The sequence below is a fragment of the Azospira sp. genome (assembly GCF_030247495.1).
Taxonomy (GTDB): domain Bacteria; phylum Pseudomonadota; class Gammaproteobacteria; order Burkholderiales; family Rhodocyclaceae; genus Azospira; species Azospira oryzae.
This window is the reverse complement of sequence record NZ_JAOTRW010000002.1, coordinates 619796-631883: the sequence shown is the minus strand read 5'-3', so window position 1 is coordinate 631883 and position 12088 is coordinate 619796. Positions and strand designations below refer to the sequence as shown.

Genomic DNA, 12088 nt, shown 5'->3' with positions numbered 1-12088 from the left:
TGAAATGAATTGGGTGGGCAGTGCGGGATGACTCCGGCTTTCCTGTTCAAAGGAATTGGGGAAAACCCGTGGGCATTGTCAGGTGGTGGAAATGGCCGGCCGCCGTAGGGAAAACGGCGGGTGCCCGCGGGCCGCGCAGGCGGGATGGAAGAGGGCGAGGGGAAGAGGAACAGAGAGGGTGGGGCCGTCCCGGCGGACGGCCCCGGCAGGGCGGTGTCGCTTACAGCAGGGGCGTGGCGGAGACGATGACGCCGTCTTCATCCACGTAGATCCATTCCTCCGGCTTGAAGGTGACGCCGCCGAAGGTGACGTCGATGTTCTGGTCGCCGACGCCCTTCTTGATGCTTTTCTGGGGGTGGGTGTCCAGGGCGCGCACCCCCAGGTCGGTACGGTTGATCTCGGCCGAATCCCGGATGCAGCCATACACGACGATGCCTTCCCAGCCGTTCTTCTGGGCCAGCACGGCCAGCTGGTCGCCCACCAGGGCGCAGCGCAGGGAGCCGCCGCCATCCACCACCAGCACCTTGCCCTGGCCGGGTTGGCCCAGGGCTTCGCGCACCAGGGAGTTGTCCTCGAAAATCTTCAGGGTGTGGATGCGGCCGCAAAAGCGGGCACGGCCGCCGTAGGCCTTGAACATGGGGGTGACGACGCGCAGGGTGTGGCCGATGGCGGCTTCGTTGGCATCGCACAGGTCCGGGGTGGTGAAGCTCATGGGGTCTCCTGATTTTCTGGTGGTGGTTGGCGGTTCCGGATTCTAGGCAAAAAAAAGGCTGCGCCGGAAGAGGCGCAGCCTTTTGGGTCGGGTTGCCGTTCTCAGGCTCAGGCTACTGCTTCCGCCTCCTTGGCGAATTCGAGCTTCACCTTGCCCTCCTTGTCCACATCCACGGTGACCTTGCCGCCGTGGGCCAGGCGGCCGAACAGCAGTTCGTCGGCCAGGGCGGCGCGGATGGTGTCCTGGATCAGGCGGGCCATGGGCCGGGCACCCATGAGCGGGTCGAAGCCCCGCTCCGCCAGCATGTCCTTGAGGGCGTCGGTGAATACGGCTTCCACCTTCTTCTCGTGCAACTGCTCTTCCAGCTGCATGAGGAACTTGTCCACCACCCGCAGGATGATGTCGTGGTCCAGGGGCTTGAAGGAAATGGTGGCGTCCAGCCGGTTGCGGAACTCCGGCGTGAACAGGCGCTTGATCTCCACCATTTCGTCGCCCACTTCCTTGCTGGAAGTGAAGCCCACCGACGGTTTCTGCAACTCGGCGGCGCCGGCGTTGGTGGTCATGATGATGACCACGTTGCGGAAATCGGCCTTGCGCCCGTTGTTGTCGGTCAGGGTGCCGTGGTCCATCACCTGCAGCAGGATGTTGTAGATGTCCGGATGGGCCTTCTCGATTTCGTCCAGCAGCAGCACGCAGTAGGGCTTCTTGGTGACGGCTTCGGTCAGCAGGCCGCCCTGGTCGAAACCCACATAGCCGGGAGGCGCGCCGATGAGGCGGGAAACGGCATGCCGTTCCATGTACTCGGACATGTCGAAGCGGGTCAGGTCCACGCCGAGGAAGTAGGCGAGCTGCTTGGCCACTTCCGTCTTGCCGACGCCGGTGGGGCCGGAGAAGAGGAAGGCGCCGATGGGCTTGCCCGGGGCGCCGAGGCCGGAACGGGCCATCTTGATGGCCTTGGCCAGGGCGTCAATGGCTGCATCCTGGCCGAAAACGGTGGCCTTCAGGTCCCGCTCCAGGTTCTTCAGGGTCGCCTTGTCGTCGTTGGAAACGTGGCTGGAGGGGATGCGGGCGATCTTGGCGACGATCTCCTCGATCTCCGGCTTGCCGATGATCTTCTTCTGCCGCGACTTGGGCAGGATACGCTGGGCGGCACCGGCCTCGTCGATGACGTCGATGGCCTTGTCCGGCAGGTGGCGGTCGGTGATGAAACGGGCCGCCAGTTCCACCGCCGAGTTGATGGCGGCGCTGGAATACTTGATGCCGTGGTGGGATTCGAAACGGGTCTTCAGTCCCTTGAGGATTTCCACGGTCTCGGCCACGGAGGGCTCATTCACGTCGATCTTCTGGAAGCGGCGGGAAAGGGCGTGGTCCTTCTCGAAAATACCCCGGTACTCGGTGTAGGTGGTGGCCCCGATGCACTTCAGCTGGCCGCCGGAGAGGGCTGGCTTGAGCAGGTTGGAGGCATCCAGGGTGCCGCCGGAAGCGGCGCCGGCGCCGATCAGGGTGTGGATCTCGTCGATGAAGAGGATGGCGTCCGGATTGTCCTGCAGGGCCTTGAGCACGCCCTTGAGGCGTTGCTCGAAGTCGCCCCGGTACTTGGTGCCGGCCAGCAGGGCGCCCATGTCCAAGGCGTAGACGTGGGCCTTGGCCAGGATTTCCGGTACTTCCCCTTCCACCACGCGACGGGCCAGGCCCTCGGCGATGGCAGTCTTGCCCACCCCGGCCTCGCCCACCAGCAGCGGGTTGTTCTTGCGCCGGCGGCAGAGGGTCTGGATGACCCGCTCCAGTTCCTTGTCCCGGCCGATGAGGGGGTCGATCTTGCCCTGCAGCGCCTGGGCGTTGAGATTGATGGTGTAGCTTTCCAGCGGGCCGGCTTCGGGGCGGTTGTCGCCGTCCGTCTCCTGTTCCGTTTCCGCCTTGGCCGGCTGGGGCGACTTGCTGATGCCGTGGGAAATGAAGTTCACCACGTCGAGCCGGGTGACCCCCTGCTTCTGCAGGAAGAACACGGCGTGGGAGTCCTTTTCGCCGAAGATGGCCACCAGCACGTTGGCACCGGTCACTTCCTTCTTGCCGGACGACTGCACGTGCAGGATGGCGCGCTGGATCACGCGTTGGAAGCCCAGGGTCGGCTGGGTGTCGATCTCGTCCTCGCCGCTCACCGTGGGGGTGTGCTCGTCGATGAAGGTCTGCAGGTCCCGCCGCAGTTGTTCCACGTTGGCGGAGCAGGCGCGCAGGGCTTCGGCGGCGGAAGGATTGTCCACCAGCGCCAGCAGCAGATGCTCGACGGTGATGAATTCGTGGCGCTTTTGCCGAGCCTCGACGAAGGCCATGTGCAAGCTGACTTCAAGTTCCTGCGCGATCATTCAGTTTTCCTCCATAACGCACACCAGGGGGTGCTGATGCTGGCGTGCAAATGCAACAACCTGATCCACCTTGGTGGCGGCGATGTCCCGGGGGTAAACCCCGCACAATCCCCGCCCCTCGTTATGGACTTTGAGCATGATTCGCGTCGCTTGTTCTCGATCTTTGGCAAAAAACTTTTGCAACACCAGAATGACGAAGTCCATGGGGGTGAAATCGTCGTTCAAAAGCAGCACCTTATACATCGGTGGCGGCTTGACCTTGGAACTCTTCTTTTCCAGGGCCACGCTGCCCTGATTGTTTTCATGCTGTATCGCCATGGACCGATTCTAATCGGCTTTGGGCATTCTGCAACACTCTTGGCCAAGGCCCGTATTTACTGGCCCGGAGCCCCGTCTATCAAGGGCTTTCGCCGGGTCTGGGGCAAATGGGCGGCGGGGGGCGCAAAATAGCTTGACGTATGCAAACAACTTAGCGTACAACGTCGGCTGTGTTTGGCTTCAAGTAATTGCCGGATTCTTTAAACACTCTGGCACGGCGCACGCACGGTCTTGAAAACCAAACATGCCAGTCGGGGAGTCAACGCACAGTAGTTCCCGTTTTAAGATTTATTCAAGAAGGAAGTAGCACATATGGCAACTGGTACCGTCAAATGGTTTAACGACGCCAAGGGTTTTGGTTTCATTACCCCCGATGATGGCAGCGAAGATCTGTTCGCTCATTTCTCCGCCATCAACATGAATGGCTTTAAGACCCTGAAGGAAGGCGAGAAGGTCAGCTTCGACGTCACCCAAGGTCCTAAGGGCAAGCAAGCGTCCAACATCCAGAAGGCTTAAGCCCCACAGGATTTGCACCAAGAAAAAGCCCGCCTGGCATCCAGGCGGGCTTTTTTGTTTTGCAGGGCCGGATGCTGGTCCGGAGTCAGGCGCCGACGACAGCCTCGTCGCTGCGGCTGTCGCCCTTGTTGTCATGCCATTGGGCCTGCAGCCGGTCGCCCGCCTTGACGCCCTGGAGGCGGAAGGTCAGCACCGGGTTTTTCGCCACCGAGGTGTTGAGCTGGGCCTGGACCATGGGCTTGCCGTTCACCGCCAGGCTGAAGGTCTGGATGAAGTGGGGCGGCAGGTTGTTGCCGGTTTTCGGGTCCCGGCGCTGGCCGGTTTCCATGGGGTGCTGCAAGAGCACCTTCACTTCGGTGAATTCGCCCTGGTGGGTGGCGCGGATTTTCATGGGTTCTGCCATTTTCTTCTCCTAGCCGCCGCAGCCGCCGATGGTGACGCCGATTTCCCTGGTGGCCACATAGGTCTTGCCGCCGGCCTTGACCACGGCCTTGACCCGGGTGGATTCGGCCAGCTTGAGGGGCACCTTGAGGTAGGGCAGGACGCCCGGCGCCAGATCGATGCTGGCGGCCAGGGGGAAGGGATTCTTTTCGACGAAGAGGGCGATGCTCTGCACTGCGGGCAGCTTGACCAGTACTTCCACCGGCACATTGCCGCCGTTCTCAGCCACGTCGGCGGCGACGATTTGCACTTCCCTGCTGTCGGGCACCGGCGAGGTGCCGTAGGCCTTGAGGGCGTCGCCCAGGGTGGTGGCGGCAAAGGCCGGCTGGTTCCAGTCGGCGGCGAGCACCCGGGTCGGGCGCAGCAGGCCGGCCCCCAGGAGGGCGACGGCGAGGCCGCCCCGGGCGGCGCTTTGCAGGAGATGACGGCGGATGGCGTCCATGGGGTCTCTTGGGTAAGGAATCTGTCGGAGGATCACTCGGCCTGCCACAGGCCCGATTTGCCGCCGGCTTTTTCCAGCAGGCGGATGCCTTCGATGCGCATGCCGCGATCGACGGCCTTGCACATGTCGTAGATGGTGAGCAGGCCGGCGCTGACGGCGGTGAGGGCTTCCATCTCGACCCCGGTGCGGCCGGTGCACTGGGTGGTGGCGGTGCATTCCACCGCATTGGCGGCGGCATCGATGTCGAAGTCCACGGCCACCCGGGTGAGGGCGATGGGGTGGCACAGGGGAATCAGGTCGGCGGTGCGCTTGGCGCCCTGGATGGCGGCGATGCGGGCGATGCCGATGACGTCGCCCTTCTTCGCGTTGCCGTCCCGGATCAGGGCCAGGGTGGCCGGCTCCATCAGGATGCGGCCGGTGGCGATGGCACGGCGCTGGGTTTCGGCCTTGTCGCCCACGTCCACCATGTGGGCCTGGCCGCCGGCGTCGAAATGGGTAAATTGTGTAAAGGTTGTTTCGGCGGCCATGGCGTCAGGGAACGGGCAAGGGAAGCGCGGTATCATAGCACCATGAATTTTGCCCCGCGAACCCAGCCTTCCCGCCCCCGGCGTGTCCGGCGCGGCGCCCTCGCCACCATGCTGGTGGCCGCTCTCCTCGGTGCCATGCCGCCGGTCCTGGCGGACGGTCTGCCGGACCTGGGGGACTCCTCCCAGAGCGACATTCCGCCCCAGCTGGAGAAGAAGGTCGGGGAAAGCATCCTCAACGAAATACGCCTGCGCGATCCCCAATACCTGGACGATCCGGAAATCGCCGCCTACGTGGACCAGCTGGGCCAGCGTCTGGCGGCGGCCAGTCCCGATCCGGGCTTCGGCTTCACCTTCTTCGTCATGAAGGACCCCACCATCAACGCCTTCGCCACCTTCGGCGGCTACGTGGGGGTGAATACGGGCCTGATCACCTCGGCCCAGAGCGAATCGGAACTGGCGGGGGTGCTGGCCCACGAAATCTCCCACGTCACCCAGCATCACCTGGCCCGAGGCATCGCCAAGGAAAAGCAGAACTCCATCGTCGCCATGGCCGCCATGGCCCTGGCCCTGCTGGCCGCCAGCAAGAACCCGGATGCGGCCTCCGCCGCCATCGTCGGCTCCCAGGCGGCCATGGTGCAGTCCCAGCTCGGTTTCTCCCGGGACTTCGAGCGGGAGGCGGACCGCATCGGCTTCCAGACCCTGGAGAAGGCCGGCTTCGACGTGCGCGGCATGGGAGATTTCTTCCAGCGCCTGCAGCAGGCTTCCCGCCTCTACGAGAACAATGCCCCGTCCTACATGCGCACCCACCCCCTGACGGTGGAGCGGATCGCCGACATGCAGAACCGGGCCCAGAAGACGCCCTACAAGCAGGTGCCGGACAGCCTGGATTTCCACCTGGTGCGCGGCAAGCTGCGGGCCCAGCTGGGCACGCCCCGGGAGGCGGTGGCGGACCTGGAGCACCTGCTCAAGGAACGCAAGTTCGCCAACGAGGCCGGCATCCGCTTCGGCCTGGCCCATGCCCAGCTGCGGGCCAGGAACTACGCCGCGGTGGAACAGGAAATCCAGAATCTGCGCCGGCTCAAGGTCACTTCGCCGATGCTGGAAAATCTGGCGGCGGAGAGCCGCAGCGCCCAGGGTGACGTGGCCGGCGCCATCGCCATCTACAAGAGCGCCCTGCGCAATGCCCCCTTCGCCAAGTCCCTCATGTACGGCTACAGCGAGGCCCTGCTGGCGGACAAGCGTCCGGCCGAGGCCCTGGCCTATCTGGACGGCCAGTTGCAGCTGTACACCGGCGACTACAAGCTGTGGAGCCTGAAGGCCAAGACCGCCTCGGCCCTGGGCCGGCGGCTGCAGCAGCACCAGGCCCTGGCCGAGGCCTATGCCCTGCAGGGGCAGCTGCTGCCGGCCATCGACCAGCTGCAGATGGCCCAGCGCTCCGGCGACGGCAATTTCTACGAGCAGTCCGTGGTGGATGCCCGCCTGCGGGAGCTACGCACCCGTCAGGAAGAGGAAGCCCGGCAGAAGCGCTAGGCCGGCCTTCCCGGCGGCTTGGCAAGGCCCCGGGGGGCCGCTACCATGGCGGCCTGCCTTTCTCCTGAATCCCGCCTGCCATGACCCCCGATCGCGAACTCGACGTCAAGGGCCTCAACTGCCCCCTGCCCATCCTGCGTACCAAGAAAGCCCTGGCGGAAATGCAGAGCGGCCAGCTGCTGCGCGTCCTGGCGACGGACCCGGGGGCGGTGAAGGACTTCCAGGCCTTCGCCAAGCAGACCGGCAACGAACTGCTGGCCTCCGGCGAAGAGGAGCGGGTGTTCACTTTCCTCTTCAAGCGCAAGTAGGCCCTGCCGTCAGGTGCGGCGGCCTCCTTGCCGTGCCGTTCCTGCCGCTTTCTTTTCCCCTTCCCCGTTGTCCCTGACCCCGCCGTCCCCGGGCCCCGTCGAGGCCGCCGCCTTTGCCTTCCTCGAAGAGGAGGGTGGCGCCCGGCTGTGCACGGACCTGCGGCAGACCCATGCCCTGCACACCTTACAGGACCTGGAGCGTGGGCTGGCCGCCGCCAAGGATGGCGCCGCCCGGGGCTGGTGGGCCGTGCTGGCCCTGGATTACGAACTGGGGCGCCTGCTGCAGCCGGGCAAGGCGGGATGCCCGCATCTCCTGCCCGACAGTCCGGCGCCCCGGGGCCACCTGTGGCTTTTCGCCGCGGCGCAACGGCTTGATACCGATGCCGCCCGGAACTGGCTGGCGGACCAGGTGGCGGCCCTGCCGGCAGACCAGACCGCCTGCGGTATCGCCGAGCTGGCGCCGGGGCTGGACCAAGCCGCCCATGCCGCGGCGGTGCAGCGCATCCGGGACTACATCGCCGCCGGCGACTGCTACCAGGTCAATTTCACCTTTCCCCTGCATTTCCAGGCCTACGGCCATCCCCTGGCCCTCTACGCCCGCTTGCGGCAACGCCAGCCGACTCCCCTGGGCGGCCTGGTGCTGACGGCGGAGCGACGGATCCTCTCCCTGTCCCCCGAACTGTTCGTCGCGTGCCGCGGCGACACCCTGCGCACCCGCCCCATGAAGGGCACCGCGCCGCGGGGGGCGGACGAGGCCGGCGATGCCGCCAACCGGGCCGCCCTGGCGGCCTCGGCCAAGGATCGGGCGGAAAACCTGATGATCGTGGACCTGCTGCGCAACGACCTGGGGCGCCTGGCCCAGACCGGCTCGGTGCGGGTGGAAGAGCTGTTCGCCATCGAGACCTACCCCAGCGTCTTCCAGATGACCTCCACGGTCAGCGCCCGGGCCCCGGGCGTCGGCCCGGGCGAGACCCTGGCGGCCCTCTTTCCCTGCGGTTCCATCACCGGCGCGCCCAAGCTGCGGGCCATGGAAATCATCGAGGAACTGGAAGTCGGGCCCCGGGGCCTGTACACCGGCAGCCTGGGGCTGCTGGCGCCGGACGGGGATTTCTGCCTCAACGTGGCCATCCGCAGTCTGGAACTGGGAGCCGACGGGCGTGGCGTCATGGGTGTGGGCAGCGGCATCGTTACCGACTCCGAGCCCGCCGCCGAGTACCGGGAATGCCTGCTCAAGGCCCGCTTCCTCACCGACCTGGACCCGGGCCTGGAGCTGATCGAGACCCTGCGCCTGGATGACGGCACCTTCCCCGACGGCGAACTGCATCGCCAGCGCCTGGCCGCCTCGGCCCAGGCCCTGGGCTTCGCCCACGACGACGCCAGCGTGGCCCAGGCCCTGGCGGCCCTGGCCGCGGCTCATCCCCGGGGACGCTTCCGCGTGCGCTTGAGCCTCAACAAGGCCGGCGTCCTGCAGCGGCAGGCCGTGCCCCTGGAGTCCGCTCCGGGGCCGTGGCAGGTTCATCTCTCGCCCCATCGCCTCGATTCCCGCCGCTACCTGCTGCGCCACAAGACCACCGCCCGGGCCCTCTACGATGGGGAATTGCAGCGGGTCATGGCCTTGCCCGGCGGCTTCGATGCCCTTTTCCTCAACGAGCGGGACGAAGTCTGCGAGGGTGCCCGCAGCAACGTCTTCGCCCGCCTCGACGGCGTGCTCTACACCCCGCCCCTGGCCTGCGGCCTGCTGCCGGGCATCCTGCGCCGGCGCCTGCTGGAATCCGGCGAGGCCCGGGAACGGGTGCTGACCCTGGCCGACCTGGCCCGGGCCGAAGCGCTGTACATGGGCAACGCCCTGCGGGGGCTGGTGCCGGTGACGCTGTCGTCCCAGGGCTGAAAGGCCACCTGCCCTGGGGGCAAGCAGGGACGGCATTCGCCAGCGATGTCCTGCCAGAAATGGCGTGCCTATTGCCTCGCAGGCCGAGTGCCTGCAATGTCTCTAGGGCTTCAGCTTCCCCAAGCCCGAAAACAAAAACGCCCCGGCTCAACCGGGGCGTTTTTCTGGGGGGGCGGGCTGGCTCAGGCCTTGTTCAGCTTTTCCAGCTGGGGCTTGAGCTTGTCCACGGTGGCGCTGAAGTTGGCCAGGCGTTCCTTCTCCTGGGCCACCACGGCTTCCGGGGCCCGGGCGACGAAGCTCTCGTTGGAGAGCTTGGCCTTGGCCTTGGCTATCTCCCCTTCGAGGCGGGCGATTTCCTTGCTCAGGCGCTCCTTCTCGGCGGCCACGTCGATCTCCACCTTGAGCATCAGGCGGAAGTTGCCGACCACGGCCACGGGTGCCGGCTCATCGCTGGCAATGTCGTCCACGATCTGCACTTCGGAGAGCTTGGCCAGGGCCGCCAGGTAGGGGGCGAAGCGGGCCAGGGCTTCCTGGTCGCCGACGGCCAGCAGGGGCACCTTGGTGGCGGGGGACATGTTCATCTCGCCGCGCAGGTTGCGGCAGGCGCCCACCAGTTCCTTGAGCAGGGCCACCTGGGCTTCCGAGGCCTCGTCCAGCTTGGCCGGGTTGGCTTCCGGGTAGCGGGTGAGCATGATGGACTCGGCGTCCTTGCGGCCGGCGATGGGGGCCACGGCCTGCCACAGTTCCTCGGTGATGAAGGGGATCAGCGGGTGGGCCAGGCGCAGGATGGTCTCAAGCACCCGCACCAGGGTGCGGCGGGTGGCCTTGGCTTCTTCCGGGGTGCCGCCGTTCATCTGCACCTTGGCGATTTCCAGATACCAGTCGCAGAACTCGTCCCAGATGAAGCGGTAGAGGGTCTGGGCCAGCAGGTCGAAGCGGTATTCCTCGAAGTGCTTGGCCATTTCCTGCTCCATCTTCTGCAGGTGGCTGACGATCCAGCGATCGGCGAAGCTGAACTTCAGCGGCGCATCGGCGCTGCAGGCGCCGCCGGCGGCCTGCTGGTGCTCCAGGGCCAGGTCGTGGCCTTCCACGTTCATCAGCACGAAGCGGGTGGCGTTCCACAGCTTGTTGCAGAAGTTGCGGTAGCCGTCGCAGCGGTTCAGGTCGAACTTGATGTCGCGGCCGGGGGAAGCCAGGCTGGCGAAGGTGAAGCGCAGGGCGTCGGTGCCGAAGGCGGGAATGCCTTCGGGGAACTCCTTCTTGGTCTTCTTGGCGATGCTCTCGGCCTGCTTGGGATTCATCAGGCCGGTGGTGCGCTTCTGCACCAGGGCATCGATGTCGATGCCGTCGATGAGGTCGATGGGGTCCAGCACGTTGCCCTTGGACTTGGACATCTTCTGGCCTTCACCGTCCCGGATCAGGCCGTGTACATAGACGTGCTTGAAGGGAATCTTGCCGGTGATGTGCTTGGTCATCATGACCATGCGCGCCACCCAGAAGAAGATGATGTCAAAGCCCGTGACCAGCACGGAGGAGGGCAGGTACAGATCCAGGGCCGGGTTGGACTTGGCCGGGTACTCGGGCGTCCAGTCCAGGGTGGAGAAGGGCCACAGGGCGGAGGAGTACCAGGTGTCGAGCACGTCCGCATCCCGGGTCAGCTGGCCGGCGTAACCGGCGGCATCGGCCTGGGCCCGGGCTTCTTCCTCGTTGTGGGCGACGAAGACTTCGCCATTGACGCCGTACCAGGCGGGAATCTGGTGGCCCCACCACAGCTGGCGGGAGATGCACCAGTCCTGGATGTTGTTGAGCCACTGGTTGTAGGTGTTCACCCAGTTTTCCGGGTAGAACTTGATCTCGCCGGATTGCACCACGTCCAGGGCCTTCTCGGTGATGGACTTGCCGTCCTCGCCGGGCTTGCTCATGGCGACGAACCACTGGTCGGTGAGCATGGGCTCGATGACCACGCCGGTACGGTCGCCGCGGGGCACCTTGAGCTTGTGCTTGTCGGTCTTTTCCAGGATGCCTAGGGCTTCCAGGTCGGCCACCACGGCCTTGCGCGCATCGAACCGGTCCAGGCCCCGGTACTTCTCGGGGGCGTGCTCGTTGATCTTGGCATCCAGGGTCAGGATGCTGATGATCGGCAGGTTGTGGCGCTGGCCCACAGCGTAGTCGTTGAAGTCGTGGGCCGGGGTGACTTTCACCACGCCGGTGCCGAATTCCATGTCCACATAGGCGTCGGCGATGACCGGGATTTCCCGGCCGGTCAGGGGCAGCTTCACCATCTTGCCGATGAGGTGCTTGTAGCGCTCATCCTCCGGGTGGACCATGACGGCGGTGTCGCCCAGCATGGTCTCGGGCCGAGTGGTGGCCACGGTCAGGGTGGCGCTGCCGTCCGCCAGGGGGTAGCGGATGTGCCACATGAAACCGTCTTCCTCCTCCTGCACCACTTCCAGGTCGGAGACGGCAGTGTGCAGCTTCGGGTCCCAGTTCACCAGGCGCTTGCCGCGGTAGATGAGGCCTTCCTTGTAGAGGCGGACGAAGGATTCGGTGACGATCTTGTTGAGGCCGGCGTCCATGGTGAAGCGTTCCCGCTTCCAGTCTGGGCTGGTGCCCATGCGGCGCATCTGGCGGGTGATGGTGCCGCCGGAGTATTCCTTCCACTCCCACACCTTCTCCAGGAACTTCTCCCGGCCCAGGTCGTGGCGGGAGATGCCCTGGGCGTCCAGCTGGCGCTCCACCACGATCTGGGTGGCGATGCCGGCGTGGTCGGTGCCCGGCTGCCACAGAGTGTTGTGGCCCTTCATCCGGTAGTAGCGGGTGAGGGCGTCCATGATGGTCTGGTTGAAGCCGTGGCCCATGTGTAGGGTGCCGGTGACGTTGGGCGGCGGCAGCAGGATGCAGAAGGACTGGTCGGCGGGCTTGCTGGTGTCCAGGCCGGCGGCGAAGTAGCCGCGTTCTTCCCAGAGCGGGTACCAGTGGCGTTCGACGGCTGCCGGCTCAAAACTTTTGGCGAGTTCCATAGGAATCAGGGGATTGGGGCGAA

11 protein-coding genes are annotated in these 12088 nt (G+C 65.6%); 4 read left to right on the top strand and 7 right to left on the bottom strand.

Features of this window, described 5'->3' with window-relative positions; genetic code table 11:
• Positions 1–220 precede the first annotated feature (220 nt).
• The 3 genes from rraA to clpS form a co-directional block, all read right to left on the bottom strand.
• Positions 221–712, bottom strand: coding sequence for a ribonuclease E activity regulator RraA (gene rraA / locus OEL49_RS02870; protein ID WP_014235137.1), 492 nt, complete (start codon positions 710–712; stop codon positions 221–223).
• Positions 713–819: 107 nt separating this feature from the next.
• Complete coding sequence (gene clpA, locus OEL49_RS02865; RefSeq protein ID WP_287873956.1) at positions 820–3075, bottom strand: ATP-dependent Clp protease ATP-binding subunit ClpA; 2256 nt, start codon at positions 3073–3075, stop codon at positions 820–822.
• Positions 3076–3393, bottom strand: coding sequence for an ATP-dependent Clp protease adapter ClpS (clpS, locus tag OEL49_RS02860; RefSeq protein ID WP_014235135.1), 318 nt, complete (start codon positions 3391–3393; stop codon positions 3076–3078).
• Between the two features lie 312 nt (positions 3394–3705).
• Between clpS and OEL49_RS02855 the strand changes: the two genes are divergently transcribed.
• Positions 3706–3909 carry a cold-shock protein gene (locus tag OEL49_RS02855; protein WP_014235134.1) on the top strand — a complete coding sequence of 68 codons (204 nt, stop codon included), beginning with the start codon at positions 3706–3708 and terminating at the stop codon, positions 3907–3909.
• An 85-nt stretch (positions 3910–3994) separates the two neighbouring features.
• Here OEL49_RS02855 and soxZ read toward each other — a convergent pair whose 3' ends face one another.
• Genes soxZ through moaC form a run of 3 tightly spaced genes read right to left on the bottom strand, consistent with a single transcriptional unit; the run spans position 3995 to position 5319 of the window.
• Positions 3995–4312, bottom strand: a complete 318-nt coding sequence (soxZ, locus tag OEL49_RS02850; RefSeq protein WP_014235133.1) for a thiosulfate oxidation carrier complex protein SoxZ — start codon at positions 4310–4312, stop codon at positions 3995–3997.
• A 9-nt stretch (positions 4313–4321) separates the two neighbouring features.
• Positions 4322–4792 (bottom strand): thiosulfate oxidation carrier protein SoxY, encoded by a 471-nt coding sequence (gene soxY / locus OEL49_RS02845; RefSeq protein ID WP_287873955.1) that lies wholly within the window; start codon positions 4790–4792, stop codon positions 4322–4324.
• 32 nt (positions 4793–4824) lie between these two features.
• A complete protein-coding gene (moaC, locus tag OEL49_RS02840; RefSeq protein ID WP_130459073.1) occupies positions 4825–5319 on the bottom strand; it encodes a cyclic pyranopterin monophosphate synthase MoaC in 495 nt (164 codons plus the stop codon).
• A gap of 42 nt (positions 5320–5361) precedes the next feature.
• On the opposite strand from moaC, the gene OEL49_RS02835 reads away from it, so the two are divergent.
• The 3 genes from OEL49_RS02835 to pabB all read left to right on the top strand — a co-directional run bounded on the left by OEL49_RS02835 (position 5362) and on the right by pabB (position 9045).
• Positions 5362–6849, top strand: a complete 1488-nt coding sequence (locus tag OEL49_RS02835) for a M48 family metalloprotease (RefSeq protein WP_287873954.1) — start codon at positions 5362–5364, stop codon at positions 6847–6849.
• 80 nt (positions 6850–6929) lie between these two features.
• On the top strand, positions 6930–7157 hold the full coding sequence (locus OEL49_RS02830) for a sulfurtransferase TusA family protein (protein WP_014235129.1): 228 nt from the start codon (positions 6930–6932) through the stop codon (positions 7155–7157).
• Positions 7158–7224: 67 nt separating this feature from the next.
• Positions 7225–9045 (top strand): aminodeoxychorismate synthase component I, encoded by a 1821-nt coding sequence (gene pabB / locus OEL49_RS02825; RefSeq protein WP_287873953.1) that lies wholly within the window; start codon positions 7225–7227, stop codon positions 9043–9045.
• A 182-nt stretch (positions 9046–9227) separates the two neighbouring features.
• Here the strand turns inward: pabB and OEL49_RS02820 are convergent, their stop codons facing one another.
• The gene (locus OEL49_RS02820; RefSeq protein WP_287873952.1) at positions 9228–12065 is read right to left on the bottom strand and encodes a valine--tRNA ligase; all 2838 of its coding nucleotides are present in this window, start codon (positions 12063–12065) and stop codon (positions 9228–9230) included.
• Positions 12066–12088 lie beyond the last annotated feature (23 nt).